The sequence below is a fragment of the Pseudomonas oryzihabitans genome (assembly GCF_001518815.1).
GTDB classification, from domain to species: Bacteria; Pseudomonadota; Gammaproteobacteria; order Pseudomonadales; family Pseudomonadaceae; genus Chryseomonas; species Chryseomonas oryzihabitans_E.
Genome location: NZ_CP013987.1, coordinates 3,025,953 through 3,042,524, shown reverse-complemented (window position 1 = coordinate 3,042,524; position 16,572 = coordinate 3,025,953). Strand labels below are relative to the sequence as shown.

Sequence of the window (16,572 nt, the reverse complement as noted above, 5' to 3'; positions counted from 1 at the left end):
GCCGGGTTAACGGCCATTGCCCGACCGACTTTAGTGCCGTGAGATCTCCTGTCTTGAATCAGCCCCTGCTCGACGCCGTCGCGCTCCGTTGCGAACGGGGCGGCCGCCTGCTGTTCGACGATCTGAGCCTGAGCGTGCAGGCGGGTGAGCTGCTGCAGATCGGGGGCGTCAATGGCAGCGGCAAGACCAGCCTGCTGCGTATCCTGGCGGGGCTGCTGCCAGCCGATGGCGGTGACGTGCGCCGGCCACCGGCGGCCGAGCTGCTCTGGCTGGGGCATGCGCCCGGCGTCAGCGAGGCCCTGACAGCGGTGGAAAATCTCCAGGTCCTGGCGAATCTGTGGCGACCGGCCACGACCGAGGTCTGCGTCGCCGCCTTGGCGGTGGTCGGTCTGGTCGAGTGGGCGGACGAACCCTGCGCACAGCTGTCCGCCGGCCAGCGACGCCGCGTCGCCCTGGCACGTCTGTATCTGCCCCATCCTCCGCGGCTTTGGCTGCTGGACGAACCCTTCACGGCCCTGGATGCCGGCACCTGCCAGCACCTGGAGCAGCGCCTGCACGAGCATTGCGCCACCGGCGGCGCCGTGGCGCTGACCAGCCATCGCGAGCTGGATGACCTGCCTGCCGGTCATCGTCGTCTGCAACTGGACGGTGGCCGGTGAGCGGCGCCTGCCGGGCCATCCTGCGCCGCGAATGGCGCCTGGCCTGCCGCCGCCCGGCGCTGTGGCTTACGCCGCTGGCGTTCCATGCCCTGGTGGTGACCCTGTTTCCCCTGGCCCTGGGCCCGGACAGCCGGCAACTTGCCGTGTTGGCACCCGGGCTCTTGTGGATCGCGCTGCTGCTGGCCCTGTTGCTGGGCCAGGAGGCCCTGTTTCGCAGCGAGTGGCAGGACGGTTCCCTCGAACACTGGCTACTGGCGCCCCAGCCCCTCGCGCTGCTGGTGCTGCTCAAGCTGCTGGTGCACTGGTGCTTCGCCGGCCTGGCGCTGGTGGCCCTGACCCCGCTGCTGGCGCTGATGCTGGGGCTGCCGGCCGCGGCCCTGCCAGCGACCCTGGCGGCCTTGACCCTCGGCAGCCTGGCGCTGACCCTGATCGGTGCCATCGGCGCGGCGCTCACCGTGGGCCTGGCGCGCGGTGGCCTGCTGCTGGCGCTGCTCAACCTGCCGTTGCAGATCCCAGTGCTCATTCTTGGCGCCAGCACCCTGGATGCTGCCCGGTTGGGCCTGCCGGTGACGGGGCTACTGCTCTGGCTGGGTTGCCTGACCCTGCTGGCCCTGACCCTGGCACCCCTGGCGGTGGCCGCCAGCCTGCGCATCGGCGCCGCCCAATGACGAGGACGATATGAACTGGACCTGGCTGCATCGCCTGGGCTCGCCGGCGATCTTCTACCGGCTGGCCGGCCGCCTGCAGGGACCCTGCCTGGCACTGGCCGGCCTGCTGCTGGCGGTCGGGCTGGTCTGGGGGCTGTTCTTGGCGCCGCCGGACTACCAGCAGGGCGACAGCTTTCGTATCATCTATGTGCACGTGCCGGCCGCCTTCCTGTCGCAGTCCTGCTATCTGCTGCTCGCCATCGCCGGCGCCGTCGGCCTGATCTGGCGGCTCAAGCTGGCGGATGTGGCCCTGCGCGCAGCCGCGCCCCTGGGCGCCTGGATGACGGTGATCGCCCTGGCCACGGGGTCGCTGTGGGGCATCCCCACCTGGGGCACCTGGTGGATCTGGGATGCCCGCCTCACCTCGATGCTGGTGTTGCTGTTCCTCTACCTGGGCGTCATCGCCCTCGGGCAGGCCATCGGCCAGCGTGAAAGCGCTGCCCGAGCCTGCGCCATCCTGGCGCTGGTGGGTTCGGTGAATCTGCCGATCATCAAGTACTCGGTGGAGTGGTGGAGCACCCTGCACCAGCCGGCGACCTTCAGCCTGGTGGAGCGCCCGCCGATGCCGCCAGCCATGTGGCTGCCGCTGCTGGTGATGGTGCTGGGTTTCTATCTGTTCTTCGCTGGCGTGCTGTTGCAGCGGATGCGTCTGGAGCTGCTGCGGCGCGAGTGGCGCAGTCGGTGGGTGCAGGCGGAACTGGGCGAGGCGCGGGCATGACCGGGATGGACTGGACTCAAGCCCTGAGCATGGGACGCCATGGCCTCTATGTCTGGCCCGCCTTTGGTCTGACCCTGGCGATCCTCGGCGGTCTGCTGTTGCAGGGTTGGCTGGCGCGTCGACGTCTGGAACGGGAATTGCGCCAGCGCTGGCGCCGGGAGCGGCGTCCATGAATCCGATCCGGCGCCGACGGCTGTTGTGGATCCTGTTGCTGCTGCTTGGCGTAGGCGGCGCGGCGGCGCTGGCCCTCAGCGCGCTGCAGCAGAACATCAACCTCTTCTATACCCCCAGCCAGATCGCCCAGGGCGAGGCACCGCGGGATACCCGTATCCGCGCCGGTGGCATGGTGGAAAAGGGCAGCCTGGTGCGCGCCGCGGATTCGCTGGCGGTGAGCTTCGTCATCACCGACTTCCAGCGTGAGGTGCGGGTGAGCTATGCCGGCATCCTGCCGGACCTGTTCCGAGAAGGGCAGGGCGTGGTGGCCCTGGGTCGGCTGGATGACCAGGGGCAGTTGGTCGCCGACCAGATTCTCGCCAAGCACGACGAGAAGTACATGCCACCGGAGGTCAGCCAGGCGTTGCGCCAGGCTGGGCGGCCGCTGGACGGCGCGAGGCCGGCGCCATGATTCCTGAACTGGGGCAACTCTGTCTGCTGCTGGCACTCGTCATGGCCCTGGTGCAGGGCACCTTGCCGCTGCTGGGCGCCTGGCGCGGTCAGGTCGACTGGATGCGGCTGGCACGTCCGGCCGCCTTCGGCCAGTGCCTGTTTTTGGTGCTGGCCTTCACTGCCCTGACCTGGGCCTTCCTGCAGGACGACTTCTCGGTGGCCTATGTGGCCGCCAATTCCAACAGTCGCCTGCCCTGGTACTACAAGATCAGTGCCACCTGGGGTGCCCACGAGGGGTCCCTGCTGCTCTGGGCGTTGACGCTTTCGGCCTGGAGCCTGGCGGTGGCGGTCCGTTCGCGGCAACTGCCCGAGGCGCTGCTGGCGCGGGTGCTGGGGATTCTCGGATTGGTGGCCACGGGCTTTCTGGCCTTCACGGTCGCCACCTCCAATCCCTTCGCCCGACTACTGCCGCAGTTCCCGCGCGAGGGCAACGACCTCAATCCGCTGCTGCAGGACCCCGGTCTCATCCTGCATCCGCCCATGCTCTACATGGGCTATGTCGGCTTTTCGGTGGCCTTCGCCTTCGCCCTCGCGGCTCTGCTGGAAGGACGGCTGGACGCCGCCTGGGCGCGCTGGGCACGACCCTGGACCCTGCTGGCCTGGGCCTTTCTCGGCTGCGGCATCGTACTGGGCTCCTGGTGGGCCTACTACGAACTGGGCTGGGGGGGCTGGTGGTTCTGGGATCCGGTGGAGAACGCTTCCTTCATGCCCTGGCTGGTAGGGACAGCCCTACTGCACTCCCTGGCAGTGACCGAGAAACGCGGCCTGTTCAAGGGCTGGACGGTGCTCCTGGCGATCGCCGCCTTTTCCCTCAGCCTGCTGGGGACCTTCCTGGTGCGCTCGGGAGTGCTGACCTCGGTCCACGCCTTCGCCAGCGATCCCACCCGCGGCGTCTTCATCCTGGCCTTCCTGCTGTTGGTGGTTGGCGGCTCCCTGACGCTGTTCGCCTGGCGAGCGCCCGCGCTCACGGGGACGGCATCCTTCAGCCTGGCCTCGCGCGAGGCGCTGCTGCTGGTCAACAACCTGATCCTGGTGACCGCCGCCGCCACGGTCCTGCTGGGTACCCTCTATCCGTTGATCATCGACAGCCTCACCGGGGCCAAGCTGTCGGTCGGCCCGCCCTATTTCGACCTGCTGTTCGTGCCGCTGATGGCGCTGCTGATGCTGGCCCTGGGTGTCGGGGTGCTGGTGCGCTGGAAAAGCAGTCCGGGTCGCTGGCTGGCCCGCTTGCTGGCGCCCCTGCTGCTGGCCTGCGCCGCCCTGGCCGGCCTTGCGGCCTTCTGGCTGGCCCAGCCCAAGGCAGCGATCCTCGCGGTGCTGGCGCTGGCCGCCTGGATCGTCCTCACCGCGCTGCGCGATCTGCTGGGCAAGGTCGCGGCCCTGGGTTGGCGGCGCGGCCTGCGCGGCCAACCACGCAGCTACTGGGGCATGCAGCTGGCGCATCTGGGCCTGGCGGTGCTGGCCCTGGGCGTGGTGCTGGCCAGCCAGCTGGATATGCAGCGCGATCTGCGCCTGGCGCCGGGTGAGCACGTCGAGCTTGGCGGCTATCGCTTCGGCTTCGCGGGCACCCAGCACTACGAGGGGCCGAACTTCACCGCCGAACGTGCCTTGTTGCAGGTCGAGCGTGACGGTCGGGTCGTCGCTTTGCTGACACCGGAAAAACGCCGCTACCTGGCCAGCGGCGCGGTCATGACCGAAGCCGCCATCGACGCCGGCCTGACCCGCGATCTCTATGTGGCGCTCGGTGAGTCACTGGGGGAGGGCGCCTGGGCCGTGCGCCTGCAGATCAAGCCCTTCGTCAGGCTGATCTGGCTGGGTGGCCTGCTCACCGCCCTGGGTGGCCTGGTGGCGCTGGCCGATCCTCGCTATCGCCGCCGCCGGGCAGGCGCCTCCTTGCCCATGGAGTCCCCATGATGCGTCGTCGCCTGTTGCTCTGTCTGCCACTGCTGGCCTTTCTGGTCCTGGCCGGTTTTCTCTTTCGCGGGCTCCATCGCGATCCTCAGGCCCTGCCCTCGGCGCTGGTGGGGCAGCCGTTTCCCGCCTTTTCGCTGCCGGGCGTGAAGGATGACCAACTGTTCAGCCGCCAGGACCTGCTTGGCCGCCCGGCGCTGGTCAATGTCTGGGGCACCTGGTGCGTGGCCTGCCGCGAAGAGCACCCCGTGCTGAACCAGCTCAAGGCCCAGGGTGTGGTGATCCACGGCATCAACTACAAGGACGACAACGCCAGCGCCCGCCGCTGGCTGGCGGAATTCCACGATCCCTATCAGCTCGATCTCCGCGACGACGCCGGTCGCCTGGGGCTGGACCTGGGCGTCTATGGCGCGCCGGAAACCTTCCTGATCGACGCCCAGGGCGTGGTGCGCTATCGCCATGTCGGCGTGGTCGATCAGCGGGTCTGGGCTGAAGAGCTCGGCCCGCGCTATCACGCCCTGGTGGCGGCGCCATGAGGTGGTTGGCGCTGGTCCTGCTGGTCTGGCCGGCCCTGGCCGGTGCCGCCATCGATCCCTATGGCTTTCACGACGAGGCCGAGCGTGATCGCTTCCAGGCCCTCACCCGCGAGTTGCGCTGTCCCAAGTGCCAGAATCAGGACCTGGCCGACTCCAATGCGCCCATCGCCGGCGATCTGCGTCGCGAGATCCAGCGGCTGATGGCGGCCGGGCAGAGCGACGACGAGATCATCACCCACCTGGAACAGCGCTACGGCGAATTCATCCGTTATCGGCCGCCTTTTGAAGGCCGCACCCTGCTGCTCTGGCTGCTGCCTGGCCTGGGCCTGCTGGGTGGCGCCGGACTGCTCATCGCCCTGACGCGGCGGCGCCGTCCGGCGCCAGGGCTGAGCGAGGCGGAGCGGCAACGGCTGGCGGCGCTGCAGGCGGAGGAGGAGTCCTGATGCTGACGTTCTGGGGCTTGGCCGGACTGCTGCTGATCCTCGCGGTCCTGATCCTGCTGGTTCCGCTGCTGCGCGGCGGACGGGCAGCAGCTGATCAGCGCGCGATCCTCAATCGCACCCTCTATCAGGAGCGCCTGACCGAGCTACGGGCGCGTGCCGAGCGGGGTGAGCTGGATGCCGAGGCGCTGGCGCTGGCTGAAGCGGAGGCAGGTCGGAGCCTGCTCGCCGACAGCCCGGCCCGGGCGGCATCCCCCCTGCGACGTGGCCGGCGTCTGGGTGTTGGCGCTGCCCTGGCGGTACCGGCCTTGGCCCTGGGCCTCTACCTGCTGCTCGGCGCCTGGCCGGCGCTACAGCTGAGTCAGCAGCTTGCCGCGCCATCGCGCTCTCCCCAGGCGCTGCTGGCCAACCTGGAAGCGGCCACCCGCCTGCAACCCCAGGCGGCCGACAACTGGTACCTGCTTGCCCGCGCCTATGCCGGCCTGGGCCGCTACCAGGACGCGGTGGCGGCCTTCGAGCAGGTCCTGCCGCGCGATGGCCGGCGACCTGAGGTGTTGGGGCAACTGGCTCAGGCACGTTTCTTCGCCGCCGGCCGCACCCTGGATGCGCAGACCCAGGCGCTGGCCGATGAGGCCCTGGCGGCGGATGCCGGCGAGCCCACCACCCTGGGCCTGCTGGGCATGGCCGCCTACGAGCGTGGCGACTATGCCGGCGCGGCCAACTACTGGCAGAGACTGGTCGCCGTTCTACCGCCCGCGGATCCTCTGCGTCGCACCCTTGCCGACGGGGTCGCCCGGGCAGAAAAGGCGGCCCGAGCCGCTGGCCAGGCGCTTGCGCGGCCTGGACTGGAGGTGGAGGTCAGTCTGGCACCCGCCGTGGCGCAACGGGTAAGGCCCGAGGACAGCGTCTTCGTGCTGGCGCTGGCGGTGGACGAGCCGGGACCGCCGCTGGCGGTTCGGCGTCTGCGGGCTGCCGATCTGCCACGGCGGGTACATCTGGACGATGGCGACGCCATGTTGCCCAGCCGGCGGCTGTCCGCTCATCGTCAGGTGCGGCCCGTGGTGGTCGTCGCTCGCGGCGGCGATCCGCTCAAGGGCGACTGGCGCCATGAGGGAGGCCCGTTGGACCTCTCTTCTAGTACGTTCAGCCTATTGCGCGTGGAGCCTGGTGATAGCATTGCGCCATGATTGTGCGGAATTTCGACAGCGGAGGCAGGGAAGTCATGTACAGCTACGAAGAGGCGGTTGCCGCGACTACCGAGCTCTGTCGCCAGATCGAGAATTGCCCCACGCGGCGGCGAGCGGTCCGTGAAGCCTTCTATCAGCGCTTCGGCGATACCGATAACGATGGCCTGAGCTACGGTGATTCGGAGCTGGCCTTTCTCGATTGGGAACTCCAGGCCGGTGTCCTGGAGCCGGTGACCGGCAGCCCCTGGTGGCGCAACGTCAATCTGCACTTCATCTATCTGGCCGAGCTGGCCGGGTGCCTGGCGCACCATGGCCTGCCGGATGACCAGGCGCCGTATCCAACCCGCTGCTGGCTGACCTTCATCGCCGATCCTAGCCCGCGGCACTGGTACCGGGCGCACAACGCTTCCATCCTTGCCGGTTTTGCCCGCTATCATCAGGATGCCCGCGCGGAAAACGCCGTAGGCCAGCTGTTTCTCAACATCACCCTGTATCGGCTGATGTTCGCCCAGGCGCTGGTCGAGGAAGCGACGCTGTTCGCCGAGCTGGGCGCGCTGCTGGCCGATCCGCGCGGCTTTTCGGTCAAGTTGTTGGTCAGCCTGGCCGATTTCTATCCGCCGCACTATCCGCTCACCGAGGCGGATCGCGAGGTGATCGAGGGGCATGGCCTGGGCATCGGCGAGTTGGGCGTGCGGCTCATGGACGGCTGGATCCGCATGGAGCTGCCTCGGCTCTATGCCGAGGCCGCCGAATGGAACCAGGCTCCCGAACTGCTGGCGTACCTGAATGGCGACGAGCCAGCCTATCCGCCCGCCGCGGACCGTTGCGCCGAGCGCGCCGCGGCCGAAACGGTGGCGCTACTGGAAGGCGTCCTCGCCGGGCAGGACCTCGGTGTGGCCGAGCAGGGCGCGAGCGGTCTGCAGGCCGGATAGGGTCGCCGACTCCACGCAGCCCATGTTGAAGCCGTTGCGGATCCAATCCCCGGTCAGATAGAGGTTGCGACAGACCGTGCCGTCGGTGGGCAGCCGATAGCGACTGCTGCCGGCCACGCTCTGTACATAGCGCTCACTGGGGTCGACGTTGGCGCGCCAGTACTGATAGTCGAAGCGTGCCGGTCCCTGGACATCGTCGGGCGCCAGCAGACAGTCCCAGCGGTAGCCCGCCGTGGTCACGGCCTCCGGCCAGTAGGCACCCAGTTTGGCGTTCATGAGGTCGATGAAATCTGCTCTTACCTGGGCGGCCTGTTTTTGCGGATAGTCGTCTCGCTTGCCGATAGGAGGGGCGGGCGGAGCCTCGAGTACGCCGCAGAAATAGCTGATGTCCGCCGGCGGCGTACCGTTCGACCAGTCTTCACGCTCCACCAGATAGCTGACGTCGGCCCAGGAATCCATCGCCTGGGCGGCGAAGCCCAGCAGCTCCGGCGCCTGGCCGCCCTGAGGCGAACCGGTCCAGCCCAGTTGCCAGGCATCACGGTTCTGCCAGAGCTGCACGGCCTGGGTGGCAACGGTCGCCACTGCCTGGGTCATCCGGGCGAAGGCCGGGTCCAGGGTACATAGGCTGGGGGAGAGAGCGGCGAGGCCAGCCACGGAGATGCCCAGCACCACCTCGTCGAAGTCCCGCTCGACCTGCAACTCCAGCTGCTCGACGCCCTGCCAGCCACTCCAGTTGGATTCCAGGTTGATCTGGCCATCTTGCAGGTCCTTGGCGACCTGGTCGTCGATCTGCTCGTATAGCGGCGTCGAAGGCCAGCAGGGCAGGCCCTTGACGTCCACCAGCGGCTGGTAGACGTCACCCTTGAGGGGCACCTGGCGCTGAATCTGCAGGCGGGTCACCCGTGGACCCTGGCCATCGTCGGCGGCTTCGATGCCGGTGACCTGGTGGAAGAAGCGGAACTCCACCCCGCGGCGGGCCAGCACCTCGTAGTAGGGCGCAAAGACCACGTCGCCCATGCCGGCCTGCATGCGCCAGATAAAGGAACCCTTGGCGGTGGTCAGGGCCAGCAGGGCGGCGCGCAGCACGGTGCCGGCCTCGACATCGGGTTGGCCGAGATCGCCGTCGCGATAGGCGAAGATGCCGCCGTGCAACGACTTGAGCACCGCACCGTCCAGGGTCGCGGTGCTGGCGCCATGGCGTTCGAGCCAGGCCAGGAAGGTTTCCGCGTTGAGCGCCTCGAAGCCCTTGGAGTAGACCTCGTCGGCGAGCATGCCGATGAGCACCGTGAGACCGAAGTCCATCAGCAGCCACAGCCGGTGGGCGCTGAGGCGGGTCTGGCTGCGCTCGTGCAGCACCTTGCCCAGCAGGCCGCGTGCTTCGCGCAGCAGCCACAGCAGTAGCGGATGATCGACGCCATCGGGCAGTGCCGTGCGGGCCCGCTGCAGGTGTCGCTCCGCCTCATCCAGCGCCAGCTCCTGCAACTCCTCGCGACAATGGGCGCGCAACCGGGCGAACAGGCCGGCCGGCTCGGCAGTGACCGGGGTGTCGTCCACTTCGCCCAGGCGCAAGAGCCACTCCAGCAGGTCGCCGAGGGCGGCCATGAAGGGTTTGGGATTCCAGCCTTCGCCGGGCTTGCCGGGCAACGCCAGGGTATCGATGGGCCAGGTGGTCCAGTGGCCCTGGAACTCGTCGGCGAAGGCGGTATGGGAGTGGGGGAAGAAGGCCTCGTCGAGCGTGGCCAGGGGCGCTCCCGCTGGTCGAGCCAGTTCTTCGTAGCACTGCCTCAGGTTATGGAAGGCGTTGTAGTAGAAGCCGAACCAGACATGGATGCCGTGCTCCTCGATCCGCTGGTGATCGGCGGCGTTGCGTCCGCTGGCCCCCTTGCCCCCCAGGCGCCAACCCTGTTGATACAGGGTGATCTGGTAACGCTCACGCCAGTTGGGCTCACTAGTAAGACGAAAGGCGGCGGTGACGGCGGACACTCCTCCACCCAGAATGGCGATCTTGCGGACAGAGGGTAACGCTTCCATGCCTATTGCTCCGGAGTGTGCAAATTGTTGCGTGAGTGGACGAATGCCAAGTGATGGCTAAGGTAATATCACTTTATCGAAAGGTTCCCTTGAAGCTTTAGCAAGGCAACGAAAATAGTGGAGGCGCTGACCTGGCATTGCGCCTGGTCAGACGAGGATTGAGGCGAAGGCGTTGTTGAATATTCCAGGCTACAGCTGCACGACGCGGGTGAGTGAAAGCCGCCATGCGCTGATCTATCGAGGAACCCGGCTGGACGATGGTCAGCCGGTGATCCTCAAGCTGCTGGCCACCGACTACCCCACGCCCCAGGCCCAGGCTGCGCTACGCCAGGAGTTCGAGTTGACCCGCCGGGCCAGCGCCAGTGGCGCTGTGAGCGCGGCCCTGGACCTGCTGGACCACGAGGGCAGCCTGGTCCTGGTACTCGAAGACATCGGCGGTACCGATCTGGGCGAACTGCTCGCGGCGGGCCCTCTGGCCCTGGAGGACTTCTTCGACTGGGCACTGTCCATCGTTCGCGCCCTGGCGCGACTGCACCGGCTGCGTATCGCCCACAACGATCTCAATCCGCGCAACATCGTCTGCAACTGCGCCACCGGCACGCTACGCCTCACCGACCTGGGAATCGCCACGGCCTTTGGCGCCGTCAATGGCAACGATGTCCGTCTGGAAGGCTCCCTCACCTATCTGGCTCCCGAGCAGAGCGGGCGAACCGGGCGTCACCAGGACTATCGCAGCGATTTTTACGCCTTGGGCGTGACCTTCTACGAGATGCTCGCCGGTGAGCCGCCCTTTCGCGCCCAGGATCCCCTGGAATTGATGCACGCGCACCTGGCGATGCGGCCGCCGTCGCTGGTCGAGCGCGTGCCGACGGTACCGCCCATGCTGGCGGCGCTGGTGGACAAGCTCATGGCCAAGGCCGCCGAGGAACGTTACCAGGGCTGTTTCGGCATCCTGAGTGATCTGACGCGTTGCCAGGCAGCCTATCAAGGGGGCGATTCGTCAGACTTTACCCTGGGTGAACAGGATCCACCGGCCCGGCTGATGCCGGTGCGCACCCTGCAGGGGCGCGGCGTGCCCTTGCGGATGCTGGAAGAGGCCCTGGCCCGGGCGACCCTGGGCCGGATCGAGGCGGTCTTCGTCAGCGGCAGCTCCGGGGTGGGCAAGTCGGCACTGGTACAGGCCTTCGTTCGCCGCCAGGGCGAACGGGTGATCCTGGCCCATGGCAAGTTCGAGACGCTCGGCAGCGGCGTGCCCTATGGCGCCCTGCGCCAGGCCGTGCGTGAGCTGGTCGAGATCGGCCAGACCCTGGGCGAGGCGTTCGCCGAACGCCTGGTAGGCGCCCTGGCTGGCAACGCGGGTGTGCTGACCGAGGTCTCTCCTGAGCTGGCCACCTGGCTCGGGCCCCAGCCTCCGGTGGCCGAGCTACCGCCGCAGCAGGCCGAACAGCGCTTCGACGAAACCGTGATCACCTTGTTGCGGGCCTTTGCCACGGACACCCGCCCGCTGTTGCTTTGGTTGGATGACCTGCAATGGGCCGACAGCGCCTCGTTGCGACTGATCGAACGGCTGCTGGCGCGGGGCGACCACGGCTCGCTGCTGCTGGTGGCCACCCATCGCGAAGAGCAGTTGGCCGGTAGTAGCCTGGAAAGACTGCTGAGCGCGGGGTTGATCCGCACCCTCTCGCTGGGCCCGCTGTCGCGGGTGGAGATCGAGCGGCTGATCGCCGAACTGCTGCCGGCCCCGGCTGCGGACCAGGCGGCCCTGGCTGGCCTGTGCCTGGACAAGACCCTCGGCAATCCCTTCTTCATCGAACAGCTGCTGCGTAGCCTGCAGCAGGATGGCCTGCTGGAATTCGATGGTGAACGCGGGCAGTGGCACTGGGAGCTGCAGCGTCTTCAGGCACTGGACGTCTATGACAATGTCGTCGACTTCATGGTCGGCAAGCTCAAGGAACTGCCAGCGGCGACCTCGCAGCTGCTGCAATGGGCGGCCTGCCTGGGCACGCATTTCTCCAGCGACCGTCTCGCCGCGCTGATGGCCGAATCACCGGCGGATATCCGCCGGCTCTGCCAATCGCTGGTGCAGGAAGGCCTGCTCACCGAAACCGACGGCGGCCAGACGGGCGAGGCGACGCCCACCCGCTACAGCTTCCCCCACGATCAGGTGCGGCACGCCGCCTACTCGCTGCTGGCGCCCGCCGAACGCGAGCGGGTCCATCTGCGCGCCGGTCAGCTGTACCTCGCCGAGGGCAGCGGCCAGCGGCTGGACGCCGTGAGTCATCTCAATCTGGCGCTGGCATTGATCGAATCGCCCGCCGAGCGCCTGCAACTGCTGGAACTCAACCTGGAGGCCGCACGCAAGGCGCGTCAGGCCAATGCCTATCCCGCTGCGCTGGACTTCCTGCGCACGGCCGTCGAGCTGATCGACGAGGCGGCCTGGGGCAGCCGCCACGCGCTGCTGTTCCAGGTGCATCGGGAATGGGCCGAAGTGGCCCATCTCTGTGGCGATGCCAGCGAAGCGTTGCGCATCTGCGAACTCTTGCTGCCGCGAGCCCTTACCACCTTCGAAGAGGCCGGGGTCCGGGCCCTGCAGATCGACCTGTACAGCGGCCTGGGTCGCTTCACCGAGGCCGTGGCCGTCGCGGTGGCCGGTATCCAGGCGCTGGACGAACCCTGGCCGGAGGCGCCAGAGGCGATCAACCAGGCCATCGGCAGCGACAGTGCCGAGGTCGAGGCCTGGCTGGCCGAGCACACCCCGGCGGCACTGCTCGACCTACCGCGCATGGAAGATCCCCGCGCCCAGTTGCTGATCCGCTTGCTGGGCCTGCTCTGGGGACCGGCCACCAACGTCGACCTGGCCATGAGCCTGCTGGCGATCATGCGCATCGTCAAACTGTCGATCCGGTACGGCAACGGCGATCTGTCGCCTTTCGGCTACGCCAACTACGGCTCTGTGCTGTCGGCCTTTCATGGCCGCTACGAACTGGGTTATCAGATCGGCCGACTGGCCGTCGACCTGGTGGACCGCACCGGCAATCTGCCGCTCAAGTGCAAGGTCTACACCATGTTCGCGGTGACCAACAGTCCCTGGTCGAGCCCCATCGCGGACAACGTCACCCTGCTGCGCGAAGCCCTGGCAGCCGGGCAACGCACCGGCGAGATCATCTTTACCGCCTATAGTGCCTTCCACATCCTCAAGCACCTGCAGCATGCCGGCGCACCGCTGGACGACATCCTGGCCGAAACCGAGGAGATCGAGCGGATCCTGCTGGGGATCGGCGATCCCAACACCCTCGAGGTCTTCACCATTCTGCGTCAGTCACTGCGCCTGCTGCAGGGCCTCACGCCGGGGCAGGAGCGCTGGGACGAAGAGGGACAGGACGAGGCGGCACTGGTGCAGCAGATGCAGGACAGTGGTCATGTCCTCTGCCTGAACTACTACGACTTCAACAAGATGCAGGCGGCGCTGCTGTTCCGCCGGCTACCCCAGGCTCGGCACCATGCCGAAGCCATGGAGGCATCGCTGGCGGCGAGCTTCGGCTGGTTCAGCATCGCCGAACATGCCTTCTATCAGGCGCTGATCCTGCTCGCGGAAGGCGAACTGGTGGACGAGGACCTGGCAAAGGTCCAGAGCGCCCGCGAGCGTCTGGCCGGGTGGGCGGAGCACTGCCCGGAGAACTTCGCGCACAAGCGTGACCTGGTGGACGCCGAGCTGGCCCGGCGCGACGGACGCGTCGAGGCTGCCATGGATCTCTATGAGCAGGCGCTGGAGTCCGCTCGCCTGCACGGTTTCCGGCAGGGCGCGGCGCTGGCCGAAGAGCTCTATGGCCGCTTCTGGCTGGAGCGGCAGCGACCGCGTCTGGCCCGGACCTATCTGCAGGATGCCCAGCGCAGCTACCTGCACTGGGGCGCGGCGGCCAAGGCCCAGGCGCTGGAAGACGAATTCCCACACTGGCTGCGCGTGGCCGAGACCAGCGCCCTGACGATGCAGCGTACCCAGGGCCAGTCCACCAGCGAGATGATGCGCCTGGACTGGCTGTCGGTGCTGAAGTCGCTACAGACCATCTCCAACGAACTGGCGCTGGATCAGCTGCTGGCGCGGATGATGCGCATCATCCTGGAGGAGGGCGGGGCCCAGCAGGGCCTGTTGCTGCTGCCCGAAGGCGGGCGCTGGCTGGTCCAGGCCTCGGTGAGCAGCGGCGCGACGGAGCCCAGGGTGCTGCAGGGCCTGCCCCTGGCGCTGAACGAGCAGGACGCCGGCGAAGGGCTGGTGCCCCTGACCCTGGTGGCCCACGTCATCCGTCATCGGGAGCCGGTGATTCTCGACGATGCCGCCCGTGCCGGGCGTTTCGTCCGCGATGCCTATATCCGTGCGCGCCGTCCGCGCTCGATCTGCTGCCTGCCGGTGCTGCGCCAGGGGCGCTTGATCGGCATCCTCTATCTGGAAAACAACCTGCTGGCCCAGGCCTTTACCCCGGGTCGCCTGCAGGTGCTGGGCATCCTGGCCACGCAGGCGGCCATTTCCCTGGAACACGCGCAGATCTACGAGACCCTGGAGCATCGCGTCGCCGAACGGACCCTCGAGCTGGACCAGGCGCGGATCCGCGCCGAGGAAGCGGCGGCGGCGAAGTCGCTGTTCCTGGCGACCATGAGCCACGAGATCCGCACGCCACTCAATGCGGTGATCGGTCTGAGTCGCCTGACGCTGGGTACCCGGCTGTCCGGCGAGCAGCGCGGCCATGTCGGCAAGATCCTCGATTCCGGCGAGACCCTGCTGGGCGTGATCAACGACGTGCTCGACTACTCGCGTAACGAAGCTGGTGGTACCCAGCTCGAACGGTTGGGCTTCAACCTGGCCAAGGTACTCGAACGCACGCTCAATCTCTGCGCGCTCAAGGCCCACGAGAAGGGGGTCGAACTGATCCTGGATTGCAGCCCGGACATTCCCCTGGCGCTGGAAGGGGATCCGCTGCGGCTGCAGCAGGTGCTGGTCAATCTGTTGAGCAACGCGGTCAAGTTCACCGAGCGGGGCCATGTGCTGATTCGCGTCGGCGCCGTCTGCGAAGAGGGTCGCGCGCATTTCAGCCTGGCGGTGGAAGACACCGGTATCGGCCTGACCGAGGCACAGCAGGCGCAGCTCTTCCAGCCCTTTACCCAGGCCGATGGCTCCATCAGTCGCCGCTATGGTGGCACCGGCCTGGGCCTGGCGATCTCGCGCCAGCTCACCGAGCTCATGGGCGGCACCTTGGAGGTTCACAGCGAGGCGGGACGGGGCTCCTGCTTCACCCTGCGCCTGACGTTGCCAATGGTCGGCGAGCCCGAGCGGCTGCCCAGCCAGACCCCGCGTCAAGTGCTGCTGGTGGACGATCATGGCCTGGCCCGGCGTACCCTCGGCCAGCGCCTGCGCGAACTGGGCATGCAGGTGGTGGAAGCGGAGTCCGGCGAGCAGGCCTTGGGGGCGATGATCGATCACGCCGCGGCCTTCGAACTGGCCATCGTCGACTGGCGTCTCGGCGCCGAGGATGGCCTGGTGCTGGCACGGCGTCTGCGCGAATGCCAGCCGCAGCTGGCGCTGACCCTGCTGGCCTCACCCTATGAGGCGGAGGAGGTGCGCAGCCTGGGCGAGGATCTGCCAGGGCTGGAGTTGCTGGACAAGCCGGTCACCGGGCCGGCCTTGCAGCGCCTGCTGGCCGGCCTGGGCATGGCGCCCGTCGCCTCGCCGACCATGGGCCAGAGCGTGGTGGACCTGCAGGGCATCCGCCTGCTGCTGGTGGACGACAATGCCATCAATCGTCAGGTGGTCATCGGCTTCCTGCAGGGCAGCGGCATTCTCATCGACGTGGCCGAGGACGGCCAGGCGGCGCTGGATCAGCTGGAGCGCGAGCGCTACGACCTGGTGCTGATGGATGTGCACATGCCGCGACTGGATGGCCTGTCGGCGACCCGCGAGCTGCGTACCCGCCCGGCGCTGGCAGGGCTGCCGGTCATCGCCATGACCGCCAATGGCCTCCCAGGGGATCGGGAACGCTGCCTGGACGCGGGCATGAACGATCACCTGGTGAAGCCGCTCGATCCCGCCGAATTGTTCCGCATCATCGCCGCCTGGGCCAACCTCGAACAACTGCAGCGTGCCGAGCGCAAGGCGGTGGAAGAGGTCGAGGAGAGCAAGGACGTCGGCGTGCTGGCCCGGGCCCGCGCCAGTGCGGTACTCGAACCCGAGCCAGCGTTGCACCTGCTGCGCGGCAGTGCCGAGCTCTATGAACAGCTGCTCCGGGATTTCCGCCTGCAGCAGGCCGAATTGCCCGAGAAGGTCGCCGCCTGGCGCGCGGCGGACGATGTCACCGCCCTCTTCGAGTGTGCCCACAGTCTGCAGGCCACGGCGGCCTATGTCGGGGCCAGCGCCTTGCAGGAGGCCGCCCAGCGTCTCACCCAGCGGATTCGTCTGGCTCAGCCCATCGGTGACGACGTGCGCCGGCTACAGGTGGAAGCCGAGCGCTGCCTGACGGCGCTCGACGAGATCCTGCTGCCGGTCGACCAGGATGTGGAGGCCTCCACGGAAGCCTTCGAGGTCTTGCTCGAACGGCTGGTCGGGCTTCTGCAGACCTCGGACTTCGCCGCTGAAGAGCTGCTCGATACCCTGCTGCGGGCCTGCGTAAGTAACACCCATGGCGCCGACGTGGCGCGGATCCGGGAGTGGGTGAACGACGTCGAGTTCGAGCATGCCGCCGATGCCACCGCGGATCTGCTGCGGCGGGTGCGTCAGGCCGGACAACGGTCGGGATAGC

At 67.9% G+C, this 16,572-nt stretch carries 12 protein-coding genes; 11 read left to right on the top strand and 1 reads right to left on the bottom strand.

The window, feature by feature from the left end; translation table 11 throughout:
• Positions 1-53 precede the first annotated feature (53 nt).
• From ccmA to APT59_RS13810, 10 genes are read left to right on the top strand one after another with little or no spacing between them, the layout of a single operon-like run.
• The gene (gene ccmA, locus APT59_RS13850; RefSeq protein WP_059315389.1) at positions 54-659 is read left to right on the top strand and encodes a cytochrome c biogenesis heme-transporting ATPase CcmA; all 606 of its coding nucleotides are present in this window, start codon (positions 54-56) and stop codon (positions 657-659) included.
• A complete protein-coding gene (gene ccmB / locus APT59_RS13845; RefSeq protein WP_059315388.1) occupies positions 656-1,327 on the top strand; it encodes a heme exporter protein CcmB in 672 nt (223 codons plus the stop codon). The genes ccmA and ccmB overlap by 4 nt, the downstream gene beginning before the upstream one ends.
• Positions 1,328-1,337: 10 nt before the next feature.
• Positions 1,338-2,084: a heme ABC transporter permease gene (locus APT59_RS13840; RefSeq protein ID WP_059315387.1), complete on the top strand. Its 747-nt coding sequence runs from the start codon at positions 1,338-1,340 to the stop codon at positions 2,082-2,084.
• Positions 2,081-2,257, top strand: a complete 177-nt coding sequence (ccmD, locus tag APT59_RS22210) for a heme exporter protein CcmD (protein ID WP_082696359.1) — start codon at positions 2,081-2,083, stop codon at positions 2,255-2,257. Before APT59_RS13840 ends, ccmD begins: the two co-directional genes overlap by 4 nt.
• Positions 2,254-2,709, top strand: a complete 456-nt coding sequence (gene ccmE / locus APT59_RS13835) for a cytochrome c maturation protein CcmE (protein ID WP_059315386.1) — start codon at positions 2,254-2,256, stop codon at positions 2,707-2,709. Before ccmD ends, ccmE begins: the two co-directional genes overlap by 4 nt.
• The gene (locus APT59_RS13830) at positions 2,706-4,664 is read left to right on the top strand and encodes a heme lyase CcmF/NrfE family subunit (protein WP_059315385.1); all 1,959 of its coding nucleotides are present in this window, start codon (positions 2,706-2,708) and stop codon (positions 4,662-4,664) included. Before ccmE ends, APT59_RS13830 begins: the two co-directional genes overlap by 4 nt.
• Complete coding sequence (locus APT59_RS13825; RefSeq protein WP_059316907.1) at positions 4,664-5,197, top strand: DsbE family thiol:disulfide interchange protein; 534 nt, start codon at positions 4,664-4,666, stop codon at positions 5,195-5,197. The genes APT59_RS13830 and APT59_RS13825 overlap by 1 nt, the downstream gene beginning before the upstream one ends.
• Positions 5,194-5,640: a cytochrome c-type biogenesis protein gene (locus APT59_RS13820; protein WP_059315384.1), complete on the top strand. Its 447-nt coding sequence runs from the start codon at positions 5,194-5,196 to the stop codon at positions 5,638-5,640. Before APT59_RS13825 ends, APT59_RS13820 begins: the two co-directional genes overlap by 4 nt.
• Positions 5,640-6,824 carry a c-type cytochrome biogenesis protein CcmI gene (gene ccmI / locus APT59_RS13815; protein WP_059315383.1) on the top strand — a complete coding sequence of 395 codons (1,185 nt, stop codon included), beginning with the start codon at positions 5,640-5,642 and terminating at the stop codon, positions 6,822-6,824. Before APT59_RS13820 ends, ccmI begins: the two co-directional genes overlap by 1 nt.
• Positions 6,825-6,859: 35 nt before the next feature.
• Entirely contained in the window at positions 6,860-7,756 is an 897-nt protein-coding gene (locus APT59_RS13810) for a hypothetical protein (RefSeq protein WP_082696358.1), read from the top strand.
• On the opposite strand, the gene APT59_RS13805 is transcribed toward APT59_RS13810, so the two are convergent.
• Positions 7,682-9,787: an NAD(P)/FAD-dependent oxidoreductase gene (locus tag APT59_RS13805; protein WP_059315381.1), complete on the bottom strand. Its 2,106-nt coding sequence runs from the start codon at positions 9,785-9,787 to the stop codon at positions 7,682-7,684. The genes APT59_RS13810 and APT59_RS13805 overlap by 75 nt on opposite strands.
• A 172-nt stretch (positions 9,788-9,959) precedes the next feature.
• Here APT59_RS13805 and APT59_RS13800 point away from each other — a divergent pair, with 172 nt between their 5' ends.
• Entirely contained in the window at positions 9,960-16,571 is a 6,612-nt protein-coding gene (locus APT59_RS13800) for a response regulator (protein WP_059315380.1), read from the top strand.
• The last annotated feature ends 1 nt before the right edge of the window (position 16,572 follow it).

Bases quoted from the DNA above. Each gene is read 5' to 3' on its own strand.
- APT59_RS13820 (WP_059315384.1), top strand. From the start codon at position 5,194: ATGAGGTGGTTGGCGCTGGTCCTGCTGGTCTGGCCGGCCCTGGCCGGT.
- ccmI (WP_059315383.1), top strand. From the start codon at position 5,640: ATGCTGACGTTCTGGGGCTTGGCCGGACTGCTGCTGATCCTCGCGGTC.
- ccmE (WP_059315386.1), top strand. From the start codon at position 2,254: ATGAATCCGATCCGGCGCCGACGGCTGTTGTGGATCCTGTTGCTGCTG.
- APT59_RS13810 (WP_082696358.1), top strand. From the start codon at position 6,860: ATGTACAGCTACGAAGAGGCGGTTGCCGCGACTACCGAGCTCTGTCGC.
- ccmD (WP_082696359.1), top strand. From the start codon at position 2,081: ATGACCGGGATGGACTGGACTCAAGCCCTGAGCATGGGACGCCATGGC.
- APT59_RS13805 (WP_059315381.1), bottom strand. From the start codon at position 9,787: ATGGAAGCGTTACCCTCTGTCCGCAAGATCGCCATTCTGGGTGGAGGA.
- APT59_RS13825 (WP_059316907.1), top strand. From the start codon at position 4,664: ATGCGTCGTCGCCTGTTGCTCTGTCTGCCACTGCTGGCCTTTCTGGTC.
- APT59_RS13840 (WP_059315387.1), top strand. From the start codon at position 1,338: ATGAACTGGACCTGGCTGCATCGCCTGGGCTCGCCGGCGATCTTCTAC.
- APT59_RS13830 (WP_059315385.1), top strand. From the start codon at position 2,706: ATGATTCCTGAACTGGGGCAACTCTGTCTGCTGCTGGCACTCGTCATG.